Raw genomic sequence first — 21,625 nt, 5'->3', positions numbered from 1 at the left:
AAATTTTCGGACATCCCACCAAGGTAGATGCCTTATTTCAATTGTGCTGATATGGTCATGCAAGGAAAGTCAAATCATCTATCCCGATAACTGACGGGATGGAATTGTGAATGACCAAAATGGCTTAACAAGCCATGCTTTAAAGATAGTGATTTCAAGGGATTATGCACAAAAAAAGCCCATCATAATCAATGAGCTTGTTTGGTGCAGTTTGATGTTCAGATGTTGAAAACATACTTATAATTGTATAGATTCCGTATCGCTTCTTCTTCCAACAGGGTTTCATAATTGACGAAGTGCTCCCTGGCATAGTCTCTCAATTGTTTCCCAAAGCGCCTTTCAATATCTTTTTTGGACATGGAAAGCAAACGGTTTTGGGTATCGCCATCAAGGTTGTTATAGTTCAAATAGACCATTATTTTCAAGATTTCATTATAATAGACCGTTATCCGCAAAACTATAGTATCCACCATCTGGGGTTATGATGATGTGGTCCAGCACCGCAACATCCAAAATCTGTGCCGCCTGTTTTATTTTCTCGGTGAGCCTTTTGTCGGATTCACTTGGGTAGAGCTTATAACTTGGGTGGTTATGCGCCAACAAAACGCCCACAGATAATGTTTTGAGCACAATAGCAAACAGAATACGGATATCGACCAATGTCCCCGTTATGCTTCCGCTCGATAACGGATACACGCCCTTCACCTTATTGGCATTGTTGAGCAATAGGATTTTAAAGGTTTCATGCAGCCCTATGGTGTTCTTGTCCCAATTTTTAAATATCAGTTCGGCAGCCTGCGACGAACTTTTGATGGGGCTTGATTTCAGCGTACTGATTTTTTCGCGGTAACTTATCTTTATTTCGTTAACTTTATCGTTCATTGTTCATTTATTTTAAGTGAATGATTAAAAGAGGGCACGTTCTAATTGAAAACTGGTTTCAGTGCCCTCTTTGCTTTTTATTGGCTTCCCAACAGTAGGATTTCAGAAGCCACCACTTCGGTTACATAGCGTTTTACGCCCTCTTTGTCCTCATAGGAACGGGAGGTCAGTTTCCCCTCAATGGCAATCTCCTTGCCCTTGCCTACATACTTCTCGATAATGTCTGCGGTCTTGCCCCAGGCGACAATGGTATGCCAATGGGTGTTGGTCTCTTTTTCTCCTTTGGAGTTTTTGTAGTTCTCATTGGTCGCCAATGAAACCCGAGCTACTTTTTTACCGCTGTCCAACTTGGTAACGGCAGGCTCTTGTCCTACGTTCCCGATCAACTGTACTTTGTTTCTTAATGTACTCATGACTTAAAAATTTAAAAGGTTAATAATTCCCCCTGTCCATCCATTTCATTCGATACTGAATTTTAAGGGGTGCGTTGTATGATTTCTTTCGTGCACAGCACAATGGATAAAGTGGGTTCTGTCAAGGCTTACGGTAAAAAATCGGGAGTGTCTGCGACGTAGCAAATCCCTTGGGATTTCAAGGAAGTAGAGACCCTATTTTTTACCGTAACTTGCACGGTCTTGACAGGTTCCACAAGGGCATTAGCAATTCTCTTAAAGCCAGTTGTGACCTGAGCGTACGGAAAGTTGAGCGAGGCGAGCGATTGGTTTTAATCTAGAATTGGTTATGCCCTGCCCGTTTTTCGATGCCCCGAAAAACGGCAAAAGGCTTTATCCATTATAAACCCCTTAAAATGCGCAGGCCAACGGTGCGGTTTTTAGGGATTTCCGTGCAAGCCCCCAAGAAGGGCTTGCCGAAAATCACGTCAAGAAAACCGTAGCGGTGGCTTTCCGTTGTGGAGAGCGGACTTATCCGTTTTTATTGATGCGTAATGGAGTGTCCCGTACCGGCAGCGCGGTACGGGCAAACGGAATGCAGTCAGCAAAAAAAAACGGATAGGGCCAAGATTTTTGTAGTGAAGCGCTTTGCCCGGAGCGGAGTGGCTATAAGCCCTTTTGTGGGGAATCGCGCAGTACAGGGCAATGTGCTGAGTGGGATATGAGAACTGGATTGAAACACATTAAAATGTTGCTTATTAACGACAATTAATTTGATTATGACATAAATAAGCGACAAACTTGCTTTTGAAAGAAAAAAGAAGGCCGGCACGGATGCCGACCCTCCTACTGACAACAAATGCTAATCGCCGTGTTCCTGTATTTTCCTTTCAAGGACGGCGATGCGCTCCTTCAAGCGGGCCTCCCGCTTGTCCCGTTTTTCGGCATACTCCTTTTCGATGGCCGCAATTTCCTTCCCGTAATACCGCTGTACGGCATTGTAGAACGATAGGTTCGTCAGGTCGTTGGTATGGTTGCCCTCTCCTAAATGCACCTGCTTGGCGATCATGAACCGGAGGAGCCTGTGGAACGTTTCCTTTTTGAAGTTTTTCCGGAAGCTTTCGACAGTTTCGGCCTTGGTCATTTCTGCCGTGCCCTCGAACAGATCCGAAAAATATTTCTCCTCGCCTATATAGCCCACATTGTTTTCGAGAAGCGAAATCGATATGGCGACCATTTCATCCACCGAAAGCGGTTTCTTCATGTCCACATAATCTGTTTCCCTGATCATCTTGGCCACTTCCTCAAACTGCCTGTTGTTCTCTATCTGCTTCTTGCGGTTTTCACGCAGGTTCATTTTGATGATCTGTTCCTTCGGTGTACAATCGTCCATTTTCTTTTTATCGATTGGCACGGAACTGATATTCTGTTCATTTCCGGAAGGCTCGATTACTTTTACAAAGGCCTCCCTTTTTTGGTAGGATTTGGGATGAAAGAGAATGCCCTTGGTATATCCGTTCCCTTCTGCCTCTCCATAGCTTGCCAATTGCTCTCGATAAGCTTCGAGGGCTTCTTCTAATTTGGCTTTCAGCTCTTCTTCGGTATAGTCATAGAAACGGTGCTCGTGCCTTACCGAACCCATGGTCGGTTCCACGGGTGCTTCGATGGTCCTTACCTCATCCAGCAAATGGACTTTCAGCCCTTTGTTTTCGAGCAGTGAAACGATGGCTCGGTTGTTTTCGTCATCAAGCCAATATTTGCGTATCTCGGGGATGAGCAGCCTGTTCTCTTTTTTGCACCTGTCAATCAGATTCATAAGTGACATGGACTTTTTGGATTCAAAGCAGGCCGACCTGGTGCATACCATCTTGCCCTCGCCGAACAGGTTGCCCTGATTGGCGGCATTGAACGGGCAGTCGGTACAGGCATCTGCTTTTGGCGCCAATGCTTTGTCCGAAACGTCGAAGGGCGCATTCTGTAGATCATAGGTCTGTTCTTCGACCATCCTTTTCATCCTATTGGCGTTGAATTCACCGTCCATGGCTTCCAGCATCATCTGCTGTTCCTCGGGTTCAAAAAGGGCCACGGCCACACCCAAGGATATCGTCATTTCTCCATTACGTACATACTGCTTGAAACCGTCTATCAGTCCGGCCAATTTCAACCGTTGCCGAACAAAATTGTCCGTCCGCCCCAGACGCTTTGCGATTTCGCCCGGAGAATGCTTTTCGTGCAGATAGGCGATGGCCTCCGCTTCTTCGGTAGGTTCCACGTCCTTCCGTTGCAGGTTCTCGATGATCTGGACTTCGAGGACGTCACCATTCCCATAATTGCGGACCATGCAGGGAATCGTTTTCTTTCCGGCCAGCTTACTGGCCCGGTAGCGGCGCTCGCCCATGACGATGGTAAAGCCCTTTCCGGATTCCCTTACCGTGATGGGCTGGAGCACGCCGTGCTCCTTGATGCTTTGGGAAAGCAGGCTCAGGGACTTTTCATCGAAGGTCTTCCTCGGCTGGCCGGGATCGGGCTTTATTTTGCCCATGGGCAGTTCCTGGACCTGGAGTGCCAAGGCTTCCTTGCCGTTCAGTGCTTTGTTGGCAGTCGTCTTTCCGCTACTGCGCTTTCTTGGGGTACTTGCTTTTGTTGTCATAATACTCAAATTTTAGTTAAACAATATTTGAGCAGCGGACCAAACGGAAGATAAAATCTTGGCTCAAAAGGAATCGGAATAAACGGGCATGGGAGAGCGCGCCGGATTTATGCCGAAGTCTTTTGATGGAAGTATTTTACGGGTTTAACTTTGTACCAATATTGATATAGATATCCCCCACTTTTTAAGCGGACGCTATTCCAAAGTTTTATATTGGGAATGTAACGAGCTGCTCCCGAAGTTTCGGGATTAGGCAGCATCAAGCGAAGTGGAAATCTAGAACTTTGGAATTGTGTTCAAGACTTCTAGTGAAGCTCTTTTCCAGGAATGTAGAGTAACGAAATGTAGGGAAATGTGCTAAGCTGGTTTTTGAAAGCTAATTTTACAGTTACTTACCATCGTCATTATTAAAACAGGGGTGTTTAAGACTGTCGTACATTAGTTGTCTGAAAGGCAAAGTTTCTTCGGTAGGATATGTATTGAAATAATTATACATGGCAATAACCATTTGCCTCATAAAACGGTTCCATTTTTTTATTGGTATGAAATATATAGTATTTAAATTTTCAAACTTAAATATGATGCCTTGTAGTGATAAATTGTTCTTCTTAAGCTTATAAGCGTAATAAAAGCTATTGTTTGACAAATCGGATTCTTCAAAATATTTATAATTTTCTAGGATATCATCAATATCAAAATTTTCTCTAAATTTCCAATGTTTACCATTTTTCCTTTTATGAATGAGTTTATCTTCAGCCTCATCAGAAGAAATAAAGGTGTTTATAATTAGTTTGTATTTCTTTAATTTACCAAAATTAGTTTTTGAACTTAATACAAGATTTAGAATGCTTTGATTATACAATAACTCAAAACGTTTTAAGAAAAGAAAGAAGCGAAACGCTGAAAGTACAAAAATATAATTTCTTCTTTTAGCACCAGCCTCATTAATTGTATCATCGGTAAAATGAATGTTAAATTCTCTTCTTTTATTATCAAAACCTATGGATATATGCTCTCCTTCTTTTAGAGTTGGCGCATTGAATATGAAACCTTTTTCGTCTGTATAATTGAAGCGCAGATATAGCTGTTTTAGTTCGTCTATCATATCTAAACTTTACTCTTCTTCAAACAAAATGCCTGCCTTCTCCAACAAGTCTTTACCTGACCTCTGAAAACCTAATAGTTCAATTTTGTTATCCAAAAAAAATGAGAAAGGTGCCAATGATTTTTCAAACATTGAATTGGCTTCTTCACGACTTCTTGGTCTTGGTCTAGCAGTTGCTAAATTAAACCTTAAATAATTTATCTCATATTCAAGTAGTGCATTTTGAATTGTGATTTTTCTTTGAATTAATGCATCTTTATTAAAGATTAAAGTATCAACATCAATAATTACAAGGTCATGAATCCTAGAAATATCTAATCCCAATTCTTCTAATTTCAGCAACTCATTAGTAAACCACGAATTAATTACACTATTTAATCCAGCTGCATTAAACATTCTGTAATGCAGAATCAATACTGGAAATATTTGAACTGTTGCCAAAGGAATGTTTGGGTCGTAAATTGCTTCTCCAGCTAATATTTTTCTAATAGATTCAACTAATTGTTTGACTGCTTTAGGACTCCCTTTTTCATTTTCATAAAGCTTAATCCTAAGCTCATTTTCTAAATCTCTGTAATCTAATGTTTGTTTACTTTCCTTAGTAATTAAAATATCTTTAGACTCATAAAGATGAATGTATTTGCCGTTCCTCATATAGTAATCTGGTGCGCCTTGCATAATTCCATCCAACTCTGCTCCAGATTTCTGTACGTATCTATTTCCGTAGATTTCCTTTAATAATTTTGATAAAACATACTGTTCGCTAAATTCATAAGTCTTTAGGTCATATAATTTAGCTACTTTGTCTTTATCAGGCAATTTTTTATTGATTGATTTCAGCCTAAAATAGAGTCCATTATAAATCATTTCGATTGTAAATAATGGCGAAATTATTCTGTATTTATCTTCTTCAAATTTATATAGAGGATTGCTCCTAACTTTAAGGAAATCTACTTCGGTAATTGATTCATCTACATTGGCTACATGCTTATCAATGAACGCCATACTTTCTTGTTCTTCAAGATGGATTTCAGTATGAGATTCCACATCCTTCATTAAAACAGAATGGGTTATCCCTAACAATCGTTTCAGATAATCTCTATAATCTGTTACACCATAATGGGCATAAAATGCATTTAGTAAAGCCTCGCAGTCATCTCTATCTTTTAGAAATTGGAAATATAGCAACGCTCTTTTAAATTGAGCATCAAAAAGCTTATCTACTCTGAAGTTTATAAGGTCATTATTATGAAAACTTATTTCTAGAAGCGCTTGAGCTGGTGTTGGTCTTATATTGTTTTCTTCTTTTATTTGCTTACTTACTAAATACCTGTCAGTAATATTTATCTGATTCAATAATATATAAGCCTTAAACGTATCACGTTCAATTTGCTTATTTGTTTTTGTTGTTTCTTGTTCATCAGGTATCGAATCAAATATAAATTCAAACAATTTTAAGCTAGAAACAACATAAGGAACTTCATAGATTTCTATAGGATATTCTGTAGTTTCTATGTACTCCAAAATATTTTCATATATAGTTTTAGCAAATTCAGCGTTTTCAGGACCGAAAAACATTCGCAAAAAATGTATGATATCTGAGTATCTAGATTTCTCCGCATTGAAACCTAAAAAGAAAGAGCACATTTTAAGTAGGTCTACTTTATCGATTCCTGATAAGTATTCTTTTAAAGTGCCTCGTTCTTCATTAGGGAAACAGGCTTCAAAGGTTATTCCGAGTTTAAACAATTTTTATACTTTTTAGATTAATCTAACAAGTTAAAAAATATATTGTCCGCTCAGTTGAAATGAAGTGAAATATAATTTAGATTAATATCTCAAAACGTAATCACAACACCTGCCATATTATAACCTGAATGCGACGAAAACATAAAATCGGTTTTAAATCTTGGTTCGATTATTTCGCCTGTAACACCATGTTTTACTTGTCTTTTAATTCTGCGATTAGCTGCATTTTTTCCTATAACGTAACCCATTAAAATAGCAAATGGATAGTCTGACACCCAATGAACCCGAGAACTCATCATTTGAAAGGCCATAACTCCTGCAATTGTATATCCTACTGGTCTAAGCCACTTAACGTCTGGATAATTGGTTGTGATTACAGTTAGAGCAGCTATATAGGTCGTCATATGGCCAGATGGCATGGCATCGTAATTTGGCGTATTGGTTTGGTAAGCCTTAAAACTTGGAAAGGGTGTCCAATGACCTCCTGGGTTTCCACTTTCAATCGCTGCACTTGGGCTTTGTCTTCCTGTTATTCTTTTGATTATTTGCGTGCTCACACCAGAAGACAACAACACTTCTATTAATTCACTTGATGTATTTAATGCGCGATAATCGTTATTGATTTTTCCGGCGATATAAAAACCACCACTTAACAGAATTGGTGTTAACCCATTTCCGATGTAGTAAATTGTTCCATTAATATCTTTTGGAAGCACCTCTATACCTAAAAGTCTAGTATAGCTCACATCTTCTGCTAAACCAAGTGGTTCGCCCAATTCTTGTGCGTTGTCCAGTAACTTTTGGTCAAATGGTATTAAAGCCAACGTACCACCAACCGCCATTCCAGTATAAAGTAAGTTTTCTTTTTGGACTGTATATTTTCCAAATTCATATACATCATTTGGAATGTACCGAAACATATCGAAAAACTTGGGCTCAGTATAGGTAAAGGTTGTTCCATCTTTCATTTCGAAGGTTTGTGAATCTTCAAGTTGTTGTGCGTTGTTTCTGTTTGGGATTATGAAACAACAAACAACTATTAGTACTTTAAACAAAAGTGTATAATTGTAGTTCTGCCTCATAAATAAATGTAATCAAAATTATCTATATTGTTCTTAATATTTTATTGTTAATGGATTAAGCTATGACTTCCGCCAACAACTTTTCCAATAATTCAATATTCTTCTTTTTCTTTTCTTGAAGCACATTTTTACCATAGTTTGTATGGTAATGGTGCTCTGATAAAAAATCGAGATTTAGCTTAAACCAATCTTGGTCTGTAAAAATTAGATTCATATAGGTTTTCCATTCTATACGTAATAATTCGTTTTTAAGCATATATACTTTCGTGGACAAATGGAATAAATCAGCATCACAAATAATCTGCTCTAACTTTGTTTTAGGGTTTTGTGGCATTTTAGTTGCGTTGATACAGTTCATCACTTCTGCGATTTTGTTAACTGGATATTTCAAATCGCTCAAAAATAGGTGTGCATTGTTGGCACTTATATCCTCGTGACCTTTATAGGTGGCAGAAACTCCCGTGTCGTGAAATAGTGCAGCTATTTTCAAAATTTCAAATTCTTCTGCATTACATTTTTCTTGCTTACCAATAGTTTGTACATTTTTGTACACTTCCAAAGTGTGTTGTACACAATGAAATGGCAACACTTTACAACGACTGTGCATTAGCAAATCGAGGCAATGTTTTTTTACTTTGCGAACTATTGAATTCATCCTGTCTAAAATTTATATTTGAAACCAAGCAAGTAGTTTCCGTCTCCACCACTAAACGTGAGTTCATAATGTTCTTTTTGGAAAGGTGTTGTAAATAAATAGGTACTCCCAATTCCGACCAATGCACCACCTAAGACATCCCAACCATCGTGTCTTTCATTAATACCTTCTAGTCTGCTGTACGCCACCAAGCCCGCAACAACATAGGCAGGTATCCCATACTCCCAACCATAGCGACGTTGTAAAAAAGAAGCTCCGGAAAAGGCTACAGATGTATGTCCTGATGGAAATGCTTTACCATCTGTTCTACCATCTGGTCTTGGCTTATCAATAGCATATTTTAGCCCGTAGGTTAGAGCCAAAGTAGTACCATACGATTTTGCAAACTGCCAAAATCCTTTTTTGTCTTTTTTTGCAATAATCATAACCAAAGAGGTTAACGCTGGTAAATGTTGCCCATAATCCCCTAATACTTCATAAGTTGTTTCTCTTCTAATTTCTGAAGGCGAATCAATGTCTTGGGCTAAGATTATAAAAGGCATGAAAGCCACTAAAAGCAAAATTGTTTTTTTCATTTTAAAAAAATATAGTTCAGTTAAAATTTATAGGAGAAACCGAGTAGATAGTTTCCGTCATTACTGTTAAAGGTGAGTTCCATGTGCTCCTGTTGGTATTCCGTAGTAAATAGCAAATTGCTCCCCAAACCTATTGCTGCACCAGCCAATACATCGAGTATGTCGTGTTTTTTTGAATCAATTCTACTAGCTGCTGTAAACCCTGCAAGTGCGTAAGCTGGAATACTATATTTAAACCCATAGCGTCTATGAATATATCCTGCACTATGAAATACTGTAGAGGTATGGCCAGACGGAAATGAGTTATCGTTACTCATATCTGGACGTTGTTTATTGATGCTTAACTTAAGTCCGTAAGTAACACCTGTGGTGAGCAAAAGTCCTTTAGTGAACTGCCACGCGCCTTTTTCATCACCAATAATAAATGAGGTTCCTACCGTAGCAGCAGGTAATGCAAAAAGAATAACGTCGCCTATTTTTTGGGTTGTTCCTACTTGTGGTTTTGTCTCACTTGTATCTTGAGCTTGAAGCGGAATTGTGGGTAAAAATAAAACTGTGCATAACAGCCATAAGAATTTTAGATGCTTTGATATCATTAATTGGGTGTTTTAATTAAAGTAGCTTTCTGTATATGCAGTTTATTTTATAATAAATGTAGTTGGGAAATCTTAAGAAAATTTAAAGCTGTCCTCCCGACACATTAGTTGATTCATATTAAGACACTTAAAGATTCTTTTTTAATTGATATTGAAAGTATTGTGTCATTAATTTTTGATATTTCTCCATCAATCTGAGATTCGAAAAATGCACCTTGTTTTCTTGAAAGTGTTAATTCGTTTGTTTGGTAATATCTTACTTCTTTCAATAAACCAATCTTATTAATAAGCATACAAAATCCGAAAAGCAACATTTTCAACTTGCTTATTTTTGGCACTATAATGACATCTAAAAGCCCATCTTTTAAGGATGCTTTCGGTGTCAAACTCACGTTATAACCCATAACATTTGAGTTGGAAACAAAAATTAAAAATGGATTCACCAACTCTGTTTTATCGTTAACACTAATAACTACACCATTTTTTTTAGAATATTGCTGAAAGGATTTTAAAGATGCCTTTAAGTAACACCACAATGTTCTGGTTTGTAATGCTTCATAATTTTGAATCACATGTGCAGTAAAACCAAAACCCGTATTGCTAAAGAAATAGCGTTGGTTAACACAACCAACATCTATGTTCGTGGTTTGATTATTTTTAATAATGTAGAGTGCCTTTTGGATATTTTTAGGAATGTTTAAATTACAAGCTAATCCATTGCCTGAACCAATAGGAACTATTCCTAAAGGAATTGTTGTTCCGACCAGAGTAGAAGCCACTTCATTTATAGTTCCATCACCACCACAAGCCACAATGATATCAGCTTTTTCGTTGATGGATTCTTTAGTCAAATCAATAGCGTTACCTTTAAATGCTGAAGATTTAATGGTAATAGTATATCTGTCCGCTTCAAAATAATCCCGAAGGAATGGTACTGAAAAGCTATGATGACCAGAACCAGCTATTGGGTTAACTATGAAATGAATATCTATCACTTTTACTCATTCTTAATTTTTAAACCCTCGCTTCTGTACAAATCGTCAGCTACCTGATAGAAAGCAATACTCTTTTGTTCAAATTGTTCTTCGGAAGGAATACTTGTTAAACTATTATCTTCAGGATTCCAAGAATAGAAATGAGCGTTTTTCTGTTCATCTAAAACCAAAACTTTATGATCCTTTAAATAACCTAGTTTTCTATAATTCCCTATAAATGCACGTTCATCTTTTGGTTGCATGGATAGAATATCTTTTCCGAAAAGGTTAGATTCATAATCCCAATTCAGTAATGAGAAAAGCGTAGGAAACAAATCAATTTGAGAAGCCAATTTGTCCACTTTTTCGGGTTGCTGATTTGGCAAATTGAAAATCAATGCTGGAATATGGTAATTTTGCACATCCAATTCCCATCGGCCAGCACTACTGGCACAATGGTCACTCATGATAACAAACACCGTATTTTTAAACCAAGGTTTCTGCTTTGCCTTTTTAATAAATTGGCCAATAGCATAATCGGTATATTTTACCGCACCATGTCGTCCTGCTCCAGAAGGAATATCAATTTTACCTTCTGGATAGGTATATGGTTTATGGTTAGAAGTGGTCATTACGAAATCGAAAAATGGCCTTCCAGTTTCGTGAGCTTTGTCTGCTTCTTTCAATACTTTATTGTAAATATCCATATCGCAAACTCCCCAGGCATTTTCAAAAGTCACTTCGTCATCTTCAATATTAGTTCGTGTGGTTGCAATGCTTTTATCCAATAAAAAACCCCGTCCCCTATCTACGATATTAAAGCCATTACCTCCAAAATAGGTGTTCATATTATCAAAATACCCATCACCTCCGTAAAAGAAGTTGCGCTCATAACCTTGTTGTTTAAACACTTCTCCAATAGTAAATAAGCCTTGATTATTTTTTCGCTTTACAATGCTACGACCTGGAGTTGGCGGAATGGATAAGGTTATGGCTTCCATTCCCCTAACAGTTCGTGTTCCTGTGGCATAAAAATTTTCGAAAAACAGACCATTATTGGCTAGTGAATCCAATACTGGTGTAATGTTACTTTTACCTCCAAAAGTCTTTAAAAAACTACCACTTAAACTTTCTATACAAATAAAAATGACGTTAGGTTTCAATGGTCTTGAGATGCTATCTGAATTTACAATTGACCTGTAAATAGCATCTTCTCTTGGATTTACAAACGTGTTTTTTGAATCTGAAAAACTGGATTTAACCGTTTGGAACGCTTGCTCTTTTGGAATGGTTTTATAAAATTCATTATAAGGCAATTCGTTATTTCTAAAGGCCGCAAAGAATGAATAAATTCCAGATTTAGCTAATTCATTATTATATCTATTTTTAGAGAAATCGGCTTGTTTGTTCGTAATGAAAAAAACGCTAATAATAACAATCGTAAACCAAGGAAGCGCAGCAATCAATTTGGGTTTAAAAGTTGTTTCACTATTAAAAGCTTTACTGAAATATCCTAATTTATAGACAATAAATATACTTGCCAGAACCAAAGCCAACATTGTAGAAATTAAAATCGGTAACGGATAAGACTCGTTGATGTTCTTTACAACTTCATAGGTATAAATAAGATAATCTACAGCAATAAAATTATAGCGTCTTTGAAACTCATCCCAAAATGTAAATTCTCCAAAAAATGAAAAGAAAACAATTAACACTCCTAACGAAAAACCAAAATAGGTAATAACTTTATCGACTACCGAACCATTGAAACGTTTTGGAAAAAGCAATAGATAAATTATATACGGAATTGCAAAAAACGAAATTGTAGCTACATCAAATAAAAAACCAATGATAAATGTGTTTCCTAACGTGAATAGGTTTTTATCTACTTCGGAAAAATTCCAAATCAAGAAACTTAATCTTACTATAAACGATAAGATTAAAAACAAACCAATATAGGCTTTGAGTAAAGCAAATCGCTTCGGAAATAGTTTTGACATTGTTGGGTATGATTAATAATTAATTCCCAACGAAAATAATTGCAGAATCTAAAGAAAAATTAAAGTTGACTTCTTACATGCTATCATATCTTGATAGAGCCACCTTTAGAATGCATTAAGATTTAATGCGTAAGTTTAGGTTTTTAACACTTATGGCTTATGAAATTAAAATACGCTTTGATAGTTTTCTTGTTTGTAATGATAATGCCTAAATCTAATGCGCAACAAGACTCTATTGCAACCAAAATCAAGAAAAGTAAAACCTTTCTTAAAAAAAGTATTCTTCCAGTATCTTTAATTATTGGTGGTACACTAATAAGTGGTAGTGGTTTTGAGAGGAATTTTCAACGCGATGTTAGAAATGCCGTAGGAAACGATTTTGCATTTGGCTTTGATGATTATGCACGTTATGCACCGATTGCTGAGATGTACATAGCCGATGCTTTGGGTGTTCCCTCTAAAAATCACTGGTTCGACCAGACCAAAAACCTAACCATAGCCATAATAGTATCTGATTTTATAACGTTCAGATTAAAACAATCGACCAATAAACGAAGACCTAATGGCGGTGACGATTTACAATCATTTCCATCAGGACATACCTCTTTTGCATTCACCAATGCTGGTGTGTTATATCAAGAATTTAAGAATTCTTCACCTTTGTTAGCCTATAGTGGTTATGCCCTAGCTACAACTACTGGTGCTTTTAGGGTAATGAACAATGCGCATTGGATTAGTGATGTGATTGTAAGTGCTGGCATCGGAATTTTAGTCACCGAGTTGGTGTATCTTTTTGACCCTATTATAAAATGGAACCCGTTTAAAAAAGTAAAAGGCGTTACTCTTATTCCACAAATAGACCATAGCCAATATGGGTTTTATTTGAGTAAAACCTTTTAAGCTAATTAGCAACAGTACCAAACCCTTAACCTATAAAAGTTTAAGGGTTTTAATCAAAAAACTACAACCAGTCAATTATGAAAACTCAACTTAACACTAATCTTTATCTTCCTTTTTTACTTCTTGATTTACAATTTTGCCGTTCTTATCTATAGCTACTTCCATCTCGGCCTCTCCTTTTTCAATTTCAAATTCATATATCGATCCATCATGGGTTTCAGAGATTTCTGCTTCTTCCATTTCATATCCAGGGAATGATGATGTTAATGTAGCTTTAACATTTTGAGGGATGTCTTTTTCATCGATCTCATGCTCTGTTTCGGTCCAAGTGCCATCTTCAAAAAAGTTAGCACAATATTTCACCTTGTTTATTTTAAATTCAGCTTCCCATTCTGTAGCATTTTCTTTTTCCCATTTTACTTTTTTCGCCGCTGGAAATTTCTTCGCAAAAGCGTTTTTTACTTTTTGCGGTGCTTTATCTCCTCCCGAAGCAAAGGCAAATAGTATTGTTACCAAAAAAGCTCCTAATAATACCTTAAATGTCTTCATTTTTATTGTATTTAAATTATTGATAGTATAAATGTAACACCAGATTCTAAAGACGGTTTTAAGGAAATCTAAAGTAAATTTCAATTAACATTATTTTAATAAAAAAACACGCCACAATAATAGCGCGCCTTAGTCAAAGTGTTTAAATAATCATTGTTATTTTCACTTATTAAGTTTTCTCTAAGAGCTTTTAAAGCTTTAAAATTTATATTTCATGCCCAACCTGATAATTTGGGTTTCATAATAGTTCTCGTAAAGCGCTGTGAACCCTTCTCCTGTGATGCGCTGTCTTAATCCAAAATTATTGAATAAGTCACTAGCAGATAATGTGATTTCCCCCTTTTTATCCCAAATGGATTTTTTCAACCCTAAATCTATTGATGAACGCGCTAGCTCTTCACCTTGTGGAATATTTCGAGGACTGTACCACAAACCTGTTAGCTGCAACTCTAATTCCTTGGGTAAGTTAAAGCTATTCGAAATTTTAAAGTCACCTGCCTCATCATCTGAAGTGCCAATATTAAATGTACGTTCGGTAGGAAACAATAACATCCCTTGATAAGCATCAATATGGTTGACGTAAAGGTTTGCGCTAGCTGTCAGCTTCCAAAAACTGCTAATATCCTGACTAAACAATAACTCTATTCCTGAATTGGTACTACTATCTACATTAGAATAAATTCTGTTTACAATATCATATTGTGGATTGCTATTGTCTATGCTAAATATGCGTAAATAAGCATCGTTGATTTCTCGGTGGTACACCGCAGAAAACAATGAGCCAGAACTCCAATTGTATCGATGGGCTACTTCAAAGCTATTAGTGGTTTGCGGACGTAAATATGGATTTCCTACCTTCAATAACTCTGGGTCATCATACTTTGGAAAAATTCGCAATTCAGGTTCGCCTGGTCTGTCTATTCTTCTGTTATAAAATATCGAAAGTTTATTTTTTCCATTTAATTTATAAGTAAATCGTACACTTGGAAATAATTCAAAATAATCATACCTGTCATTGCTTGGATAATAGGCATTTTGAGGGTCAAGTACATAAGATACATCGGTTTGTTCTGCACGTAACCCTGCTTCAACGTCAAAATGTTCTTTTTCTAAAAGGTAATTTCCATAAAGCGCATAAAGATTTTCTTTCCATATGGAAAATTCGCCCAAATCAGGGTAAATAATAGATTGGTTGCCCCTGTTGATCGTATAATCTACGGGCAGATTTCTAAATCGTAACTTTAAACCTGCCTCAATTTTACCCGCTTTTAAAGCTTTGGTATAATCGGATGATAAACTTGTAGTATGCTCGATAGCCCTAATATTGGTCATATCTCTACCAATACGTACTTCTGAGCTATCATTTAAAAAGTAACTTTCATCTTCCAAACCTCGTGTATATTGAGCGTTTGCAGATAGTGAATGACCCGCTTGCGGAAAGTTGTGTTTGTAATTAGCAGCCACATTTATAAAACTGGTAACTTCTTCTTCTTTCCAAGTATATAGCCGGTTACGAGCGTTAGTATTCAAATTAATAAAAGCAACTTGCGAGGTATCAATATGCTTTTCACGATCAAACATTCCAGAAAATGTAATGGCATCATTATCGCTTAATTCCCAATCCAATCCCCCTGTAACAATAGAACGAAATTGCCTTCTGTTTTCAGGCACTTGTGAAATGATATTTCGTCCATCGTCATAATTTCTAGTGGTAAATTCGTTATTTGGTAAGGCTTCTTGAATGATAAATTCAGATTGTAGAAAATAGTTCATTTTTTTGGTTCTATAATTCAAGTTTAAGCTCGGAATAAGTTTCGGATTGACCGAAAAACTCCCATAGTCGGTTGGTGTATCGGCTTTTCGTTTGGATAAAGCACCCAAACCAAAAGACAAACCAACATCACCATTTAAGCCTGTTTGCTTTTCTTTTTTGTAAACAATGTTTACAATACCTGCAAAACCATTAGCATCGTATTTTGCGGATGGATTATTGATGATTTCAATACGTTCAATATTGGAGGCAGGAATATTGCTTAATCCTTTTTGATTACCAAAACCTGTAAGACTCGATTGTTTGCCATCTATTAACACGACCACTTTATCACTGCCACGAAGCACCACTTTTCCTTCTTGGTCGAAGGCAACACCTGGCATTGTTTTCATGGCATCCACTACCGAACCTCCGGATTGAGCCACATTATCAGTAAGACCAAAAGACTTTTTATCGAGCGCAGAATTTACAGTTGCCCGTTTTCCTTCAATGGTCACTTCATCTAAAGCCTCTGCAGAAGGTTTTAGTTCTATTTTACCTAAATCGAAAATGGGGTTTAATCCGCCAGAAGCAATTTTTCGCTCTACCGTTTCAAAACCTAAATAGGCAATATTTACGATGTATTTTCCTGTTTTTAAATCCAGTATTTCAAAACGGCCATCATCATCAGTTATGGTTCCTGTTATAATGGTGTTTGTAGCTTCATCTTTAACAGCAACTGTAACAAAAGGTAAGGATTCTTTGGTTTCACCATCTATAACTTGCCCTGCAATGGTAATTGCTTCTTGTGCATTTACTAAAGTTATTAGAAAAAGTAGAATTGTGGTAAGGGTAATTTTCATTTTTTAATTTATAATTTATGCTCCAAACGTAAGGTTAAAATCTAAAGAGAAATTAAAGAAACAAAAAAACCAACCATAAAATTATGGTTGGCTGGTTATGGGACATAAAAAAGGTTTACTTAATTGCCTTCACTTAATGAAAAGCTGCCATCACCGTTAAAATTAGTTACAGAAATTGTTACCGACCAAATCCCAGATGTGCCCGAAGAGGTTACCCCTGAAAAAGAATCAGGTTCAACTGCACCATCAAGAGACCTATCCAGAACAACTGCACCATCGGCATCCCTAACAACCATTGTAAACATGCCTGCCTCAGTAGTCGTAATATCTGCATTATAATCTGCTGTAGTTAAAGCATTTTGCCAGTTAAATGTTCTAGTTACACTTCCGCCATCACCAGTAAAATCACCGTTAATATCACCAGTAAAATCATCATCATTGGCTACAACTGCATTGTTTACTTTAATTGTGGCTGTTGGTGCTGGGTCGTCTTTACTACAACCTACAAAGGCAACAAAAGCCATTACTACTACAATAAGTTTTAAAAAATTTCTCATCATTATGTTAATTTGGGTTAAACTCTATTTTTAATAATACCGATAAAAGAATATATTTTATCGATGAAATGTAATATGTTTTAATTTTTATTGAAAGGTAGATTCTGTACTTACATCTAATCGGTCTGCAACTAAATCAAAAATAGCTTCGTTTTTACTTTCACTGATGATGATTACACCATCAGTAAGAGTTGCATTATCCAATGCATTTGTGGATACCACACTAAACCATACTTGAGGGTCAAATACGATTTTTGATAAGGCTGTTTCGTTTTCGTTTACTATGACCTGTTGAGAGGTCTCTGCTTCAAATACTTCGCCTGAATTAAACTCGAAACGAATAGGAATCACCGTGCTGTTTGAATGCGTATATGTGCCTTCCATAATTACAGAAGGTTGGCTGTCTTCATCCCTTAATTCTACACCTAAATAGACATCTGTATAGGTGCCAGCAGGAATAGTTACATCATCAAGACTTGGTGTTGCAATACCTATTTCAAAATCTATTTTTGAAAAGCGTTCTACATTTCTGGTCACAAAATTGCCAGACTCTAAAGTGCCATAAAATACAATCTCACTTACCCACACGTAACCTGAAGTAAATTCAAGATTTTGATTTACTCTTGATGACGTGTTTTTTGATGTCATTTGTCTGCCAGAAGTACTTGAGTTGGCAAGACCAGCCGTAATTTGCAAAGTTGCATTGCCTGTTCCTATTGGGTTGTCTTTACTACAACTCACCAAGCTAAGCACACAAAGTATTACTGTTGTTACTAATAAATTTTTCATAATAAATTGATTTGGGTTATTATCTTTTATATATGAAACAACACAATACCTAAAGTTTACCCTTTTAAAACAAAGAAATTTCAAAAAACACACAAAACACTGATAAACAATCATTTAAAATGTTTTTTTAAGTCTAAAACTTTACTCTAACAAGGGCATTTGGTGTAAATTGTAACGCGTTTTGTGTTACTGGTGAAGGGAAATTAACATCTGTAAACTCGAAATATCTATCGATAATATTTCTTTTATCGGTAATATTCCACAAAGATATTCCTGTACTAACGTTTACAGAGTTTCTTATTGTAAAATCATAAGTCATTGAAGCATCCCACCTAAAATAATACGGTAAATTGCTTGAGTTTGCCGGTTCGTAATTGATTGTATTGTTAACGACTTCATTCCCATTTACTAGATTAGTAGCTGCCTTTCCTGTTCGCCATTGCAAACCTGTAGCTATTTTGAAGCCTTGATAATTATAGGAAACACCGAGGTTTAAGGCGTGGTTGATGTTGAAGTTATTTGGAAACTTGGATGCCCGAAGTGTTTCGAATTCATAGTTTAAATCTTGGTAGGAATAACTACCCCAAAGACTCAAATCATTAATTTTTTTACTAATAAAAACATCTATACCTATACCAGCATACTTGCCTGTTGCTTTACTAAATTGGTATTGATTTTGAAATTCTTGACTTTGGGCAACCACGCCTTCAACATCCTTATAATACACATCAACATCTACTAACCAATTATTATTTTTATAGGTGAAACCTGTGGAAAGTTGTTTGCTTTTTATTATGGGTATATCTTTATTGTTGGATGCAATCCAACGTCTGTTCTCTACACCAAGAAAATCATTCTGAAAATCCACAGTCTGCGTTGTGGTTTGGTGTTTAAATTCGCCTAAAACATTAAATAATAAATTTTCTGAAATTTCTTGATTGAAACTCAACCTTGGCTCTACTATGATTTCATTAAGCGGTTGTATATAATTGATACGTACACCAGGTTTAAATATGGTCTTTCCATCAAACCAATCAAAAACACCTTCTGTAAAAAGGGCGTGTTTCCGCAATACATCTTTAGAAAAAATTCTGAATAGTGGATTGTTGGATTCCTCTAAATTATAAATACCTGACTCGTTAAAATTGTAACCTGCCGTAACGGATATATGATTATTAAATACATAGTTTGAAGTAATCTTTACGTCTGTTTCATCTATGCTATTTTCTTGAACCAATTGTTTAACGTTAAGTATATCGGCATTTTGGGCTTGTAAATTATAGGTAAGACCATACAACTGTAACTTGGTCTGCAACTTATCATTCCAACGATGCTGATACCACAGGCCTATTGCTCTATTGTTTTGTTTAGAGGTGCTCTGTTTGGATACTTCTTCATTATTAATAAATGCACTTTCAAAAAAAGAAAGGTCATTGTCCATAGTGATGAAGCTTATTTTAAGTTTATCATTTTGTGAAATGTTGTAGTTTAAAATAGCTTCAATATCATAAAATTTAAAGTTATCTCTTTCTGAAATGACATCCTCAATGTTTTGAAAAATTTCTGTGTTTTGAAAGGCATTCTTAAAATAATTCTCTGAGGTAATAGTATTAAAAATATCACTATAAGAACGTCTTCCAGAAAGTTGTAACGATGCCTTTTTGCCTATCGGAACGTCAAATAATACATTGCCTTCTATTAGATTTAAACTTACTGTAGATTTGATTTTGTTTGCTACTTTGTTGGAACTATGAATATCAATCGTACCCGAAACACCATCTGTATATTCCGCTGGACTTCCGTTTTTAAAGAGCTTAACCCTATCTGTAATACTCGGGTTAAATGCAGAAATTAAGCTAAAAAAATGACCAGTCTGATACATTTTAATATGGTTCCAAGTAATCAAGTTCTGGTCGTGAGACCCACCTCTTATATTAATATTTGTTACCGTTTCATCTAAACTATTAATTCCTGGTATGGTTTGCACAGTCTGTAAGGCGTCTGTATCAATAAGACCTGGTAGAATACCAAACTGATTATAGTTAATGTTGATAGCACCACTTGAGGTTTTATTAATACCCTTGGTTATAAAATTGGAAACAATGACCTCATTCAATTCTTCTACATCTGGTACCAAAACAATATTCAAACAGTTCCTATTGGTATTTTTATTAATTGTAAGAAAATCATCTTTGTAGCTCATACGGTAAAACTTCAGCGTATCAGCAAGTTTAACGTCCTTTACTCTGAAAAAACCATTTTTATCACTGACAGTAAATTTTGAATTAATAGCAATTCTCACCGACTCAATGGGAAGTCCTGTTTGGCTATCTAAAATAGTACCGCAAATACTATATAGTTCAGCATCTGGTTTAACAATGGTAATGAGTCCGTTTCCAAGTACATTAAAACTTAAATCCGTCTGTTTTATAAGGTAGTTTAAAGCATCTTTTAGCGACAGCTGGTTAGAAGGTGGGACGATTTTAATAGTTTTAATATCGTCATTAGCGTATGAAAAGTTACAGTTGTATCGTACTTCTAATGTTTTAAGAACTTCAGTAAGAAATTGTTTCTCTTGTAGCGTTTGTGAAGTGAGGTAATGAGTCCATAAAAAAAAAGAAATACATAAAAAATTAAGCAGTTCTTTTTTACTCATATTTGAATATTCTTATTTGGTTACCGTTCACTTCATAGCGCAGTTTAAAGGGTTGCGTAATGGATTTTAAAGCCAACTCTTTATTGTCGTTGGTAAAGCTTCCTGTAAATATTTTGTCCTTATCAAAGTTACTTAAAACAATAGTCACATCAAATTGCCTTTCAAACTCTGCAATAACTTCACTGTAAGGAACACCGGTAAAAGTGCTTTTACCGTCTATCCAAGAAGGTTTAAGCAATGCTGTTTTGCCTTCTGAAAAATTACCATTTGCAAGCCGTAACGTGCGACCAGCTGGCAATTTAATGTTTGATGTGCCAAAGGCTACGCTTACCAATCCCTCAAAACATTGCACTTCCAACAGCTTGCCTCTTTGTTTTACATTAAATTGAGTACCTAATACAGAAACAGTTCCTAAATCTGTTTTCACGTCAAACTTTCTACCTTTGGCCACTTTGAAGAAGGCTTCGCCATCGAGTGTAAGAGCTCTTTTTTTGTCCCAATCTTTTTCGTTGTATTTTATGTAAGAATCTGCATTTACAATTATTTCGGAACTGTCTGGTAAATCTAGAGTAATTTGTTGTGCTACCAATGTATTTACTTTAACTACATCTTCTTTTATTACTGTAAAATATAAGCCAAAGCCAATAACGAGAACAGCGGCAATACGTAAAACGTATTTTATCGAAGTCTTATAATTAAATGTTGAAGTTTCTTTTTCCAATATTGATTTAAAGTTAGCATATTGCTCTTCTTTACTGATAACTGGCGATTTAAAGTAAGACGCATTATCATATAATTTTTTATACGACTCATACTCAGGAAGCTGCTTAAACGATGCTAATTCAGCATCATTCAGCTCACCGTCAAGCCATTTTATCAGTAAATCCTCTTTATTCATTTT

At 36.0% G+C, this 21,625-nt stretch carries 19 protein-coding genes; 1 reads left to right on the top strand and 18 read right to left on the bottom strand.

Annotation, left to right across the window (positions count from 1 at the left end):
* Nucleotides 1-218: 218 nt before the first annotated feature.
* The 12 genes from ABI125_08580 to ABI125_08525 all read right to left on the bottom strand — a co-directional run bounded on the left by ABI125_08580 (nt 219) and on the right by ABI125_08525 (nt 12,660).
* Complete coding sequence (locus ABI125_08580; GenBank protein XCF07891.1) at nt 219-416, bottom strand: hypothetical protein; 198 nt, start codon at nt 414-416, stop codon at nt 219-221.
* 16 nt (nt 417-432) lie between these two features.
* Complete coding sequence (locus tag ABI125_08575; GenBank protein ID XCF04783.1) at nt 433-882, bottom strand: JAB domain-containing protein; 450 nt, start codon at nt 880-882, stop codon at nt 433-435.
* Between the two features lie 77 nt (nt 883-959).
* Nucleotides 960-1,295, bottom strand: a complete 336-nt coding sequence (ssb, locus tag ABI125_08570; protein ID XCF04782.1) for a single-stranded DNA-binding protein — start codon at nt 1,293-1,295, stop codon at nt 960-962.
* Between the two features lie 841 nt (nt 1,296-2,136).
* Nucleotides 2,137-3,924: a ParB/RepB/Spo0J family partition protein gene (locus ABI125_08565; protein ID XCF04781.1), complete on the bottom strand. Its 1,788-nt coding sequence runs from the start codon at nt 3,922-3,924 to the stop codon at nt 2,137-2,139.
* A gap of 388 nt (nt 3,925-4,312) precedes the next feature.
* Nucleotides 4,313-5,029: a hypothetical protein gene (locus tag ABI125_08560; GenBank protein ID XCF04780.1), complete on the bottom strand. Its 717-nt coding sequence runs from the start codon at nt 5,027-5,029 to the stop codon at nt 4,313-4,315.
* Between the two features lie 9 nt (nt 5,030-5,038).
* The gene (locus ABI125_08555) at nt 5,039-6,778 is read right to left on the bottom strand and encodes a hypothetical protein (protein ID XCF04779.1); all 1,740 of its coding nucleotides are present in this window, start codon (nt 6,776-6,778) and stop codon (nt 5,039-5,041) included.
* A gap of 89 nt (nt 6,779-6,867) precedes the next feature.
* Nucleotides 6,868-7,746 (bottom strand): phosphatase PAP2 family protein, encoded by an 879-nt coding sequence (locus ABI125_08550; GenBank protein XCF04778.1) that lies wholly within the window; start codon nt 7,744-7,746, stop codon nt 6,868-6,870.
* 169 nt (nt 7,747-7,915) lie between these two features.
* On the bottom strand, nt 7,916-8,515 hold the full coding sequence (locus ABI125_08545; protein ID XCF04777.1) for an HD domain-containing protein: 600 nt from the start codon (nt 8,513-8,515) through the stop codon (nt 7,916-7,918).
* Nucleotides 8,516-8,520: 5 nt separating this feature from the next.
* Nucleotides 8,521-9,090, bottom strand: a complete 570-nt coding sequence (locus ABI125_08540; GenBank protein XCF04776.1) for a phosphatase PAP2 family protein — start codon at nt 9,088-9,090, stop codon at nt 8,521-8,523.
* A 20-nt stretch (nt 9,091-9,110) separates the two neighbouring features.
* Nucleotides 9,111-9,686 carry a phosphatase PAP2 family protein gene (locus ABI125_08535; GenBank protein ID XCF04775.1) on the bottom strand — a complete coding sequence of 192 codons (576 nt, stop codon included), beginning with the start codon at nt 9,684-9,686 and terminating at the stop codon, nt 9,111-9,113.
* Between the two features lie 113 nt (nt 9,687-9,799).
* Nucleotides 9,800-10,681, bottom strand: a complete 882-nt coding sequence (locus ABI125_08530) for a diacylglycerol kinase family protein (GenBank protein XCF04774.1) — start codon at nt 10,679-10,681, stop codon at nt 9,800-9,802.
* 2 nt (nt 10,682-10,683) lie between these two features.
* Nucleotides 10,684-12,660 (bottom strand): LTA synthase family protein, encoded by a 1,977-nt coding sequence (locus ABI125_08525; GenBank protein XCF04773.1) that lies wholly within the window; start codon nt 12,658-12,660, stop codon nt 10,684-10,686.
* A 159-nt stretch (nt 12,661-12,819) separates the two neighbouring features.
* On the opposite strand from ABI125_08525, the gene ABI125_08520 reads away from it, so the two are divergent.
* Nucleotides 12,820-13,560: a phosphatase PAP2 family protein gene (locus ABI125_08520; protein ID XCF04772.1), complete on the top strand. Its 741-nt coding sequence runs from the start codon at nt 12,820-12,822 to the stop codon at nt 13,558-13,560.
* Between the two features lie 96 nt (nt 13,561-13,656).
* Here ABI125_08520 and ABI125_08515 read toward each other — a convergent pair whose 3' ends face one another.
* The 6 genes from ABI125_08515 to ABI125_08490 all read right to left on the bottom strand — a co-directional run bounded on the left by ABI125_08515 (nt 13,657) and on the right by ABI125_08490 (nt 21,622).
* Nucleotides 13,657-14,109, bottom strand: a complete 453-nt coding sequence (locus ABI125_08515) for a PepSY-like domain-containing protein (protein XCF04771.1) — start codon at nt 14,107-14,109, stop codon at nt 13,657-13,659.
* A gap of 198 nt (nt 14,110-14,307) precedes the next feature.
* Nucleotides 14,308-16,722 carry a TonB-dependent receptor gene (locus tag ABI125_08510; GenBank protein ID XCF04770.1) on the bottom strand — a complete coding sequence of 805 codons (2,415 nt, stop codon included), beginning with the start codon at nt 16,720-16,722 and terminating at the stop codon, nt 14,308-14,310.
* A gap of 119 nt (nt 16,723-16,841) precedes the next feature.
* On the bottom strand, nt 16,842-17,282 hold the full coding sequence (locus ABI125_08505) for a hypothetical protein (GenBank protein ID XCF04769.1): 441 nt from the start codon (nt 17,280-17,282) through the stop codon (nt 16,842-16,844).
* A gap of 84 nt (nt 17,283-17,366) precedes the next feature.
* On the bottom strand, nt 17,367-18,068 hold the full coding sequence (locus ABI125_08500) for a hypothetical protein (GenBank protein XCF04768.1): 702 nt from the start codon (nt 18,066-18,068) through the stop codon (nt 17,367-17,369).
* A 133-nt stretch (nt 18,069-18,201) separates the two neighbouring features.
* A complete protein-coding gene (locus ABI125_08495; GenBank protein ID XCF04767.1) occupies nt 18,202-20,724 on the bottom strand; it encodes a TonB-dependent receptor in 2,523 nt (840 codons plus the stop codon).
* The gene (locus tag ABI125_08490) at nt 20,717-21,622 is read right to left on the bottom strand and encodes a FecR domain-containing protein (protein XCF04766.1); all 906 of its coding nucleotides are present in this window, start codon (nt 21,620-21,622) and stop codon (nt 20,717-20,719) included. The genes ABI125_08495 and ABI125_08490 overlap by 8 nt, the downstream gene beginning before the upstream one ends.
* Between the last annotated feature and the right edge of the window lie 3 nt (nt 21,623-21,625).

This window comes from Tamlana crocina (genome assembly GCA_040429635.1).
Lineage (GTDB): Bacteria > Bacteroidota > Bacteroidia > Flavobacteriales > Flavobacteriaceae > Flavisericum > Flavisericum crocinum.
Note: the sequence above shows the minus strand (reverse complement) of the source record. Positions and strands in the feature narration are given on the sequence as shown.

Bases quoted from the DNA above. Each gene is read 5' to 3' on its own strand.
- ABI125_08500 (XCF04768.1), bottom strand. From the start codon at position 18,068: ATGAAAAATTTATTAGTAACAACAGTAATACTTTGTGTGCTTAGCTTG.
- ABI125_08550 (XCF04778.1), bottom strand. From the start codon at position 7,746: ATGAAAGATGGAACAACCTTTACCTATACTGAGCCCAAGTTTTTCGAT.
- ABI125_08540 (XCF04776.1), bottom strand. From the start codon at position 9,090: ATGAAAAAAACAATTTTGCTTTTAGTGGCTTTCATGCCTTTTATAATC.
- ABI125_08545 (XCF04777.1), bottom strand. From the start codon at position 8,515: ATGAATTCAATAGTTCGCAAAGTAAAAAAACATTGCCTCGATTTGCTA.
- ABI125_08510 (XCF04770.1), bottom strand. From the start codon at position 16,722: ATGAAAATTACCCTTACCACAATTCTACTTTTTCTAATAACTTTAGTA.
- ABI125_08515 (XCF04771.1), bottom strand. From the start codon at position 14,109: ATGAAGACATTTAAGGTATTATTAGGAGCTTTTTTGGTAACAATACTA.
- ssb (XCF04782.1), bottom strand. From the start codon at position 1,295: ATGAGTACATTAAGAAACAAAGTACAGTTGATCGGGAACGTAGGACAA.
- ABI125_08560 (XCF04780.1), bottom strand. From the start codon at position 5,029: ATGATAGACGAACTAAAACAGCTATATCTGCGCTTCAATTATACAGAC.
- ABI125_08535 (XCF04775.1), bottom strand. From the start codon at position 9,686: ATGATATCAAAGCATCTAAAATTCTTATGGCTGTTATGCACAGTTTTA.
- ABI125_08525 (XCF04773.1), bottom strand. From the start codon at position 12,660: ATGTCAAAACTATTTCCGAAGCGATTTGCTTTACTCAAAGCCTATATT.
- ABI125_08490 (XCF04766.1), bottom strand. From the start codon at position 21,622: ATGAATAAAGAGGATTTACTGATAAAATGGCTTGACGGTGAGCTGAAT.
- ABI125_08575 (XCF04783.1), bottom strand. From the start codon at position 882: ATGAACGATAAAGTTAACGAAATAAAGATAAGTTACCGCGAAAAAATC.
- ABI125_08565 (XCF04781.1), bottom strand. From the start codon at position 3,924: ATGACAACAAAAGCAAGTACCCCAAGAAAGCGCAGTAGCGGAAAGACG.
- ABI125_08495 (XCF04767.1), bottom strand. From the start codon at position 20,724: ATGAGTAAAAAAGAACTGCTTAATTTTTTATGTATTTCTTTTTTTTTA.
- ABI125_08580 (XCF07891.1), bottom strand. From the start codon at position 416: ATGGTCTATTTGAACTATAACAACCTTGATGGCGATACCCAAAACCGT.
- ABI125_08520 (XCF04772.1), top strand. From the start codon at position 12,820: ATGAAATTAAAATACGCTTTGATAGTTTTCTTGTTTGTAATGATAATG.
- ABI125_08505 (XCF04769.1), bottom strand. From the start codon at position 17,282: ATGATGAGAAATTTTTTAAAACTTATTGTAGTAGTAATGGCTTTTGTT.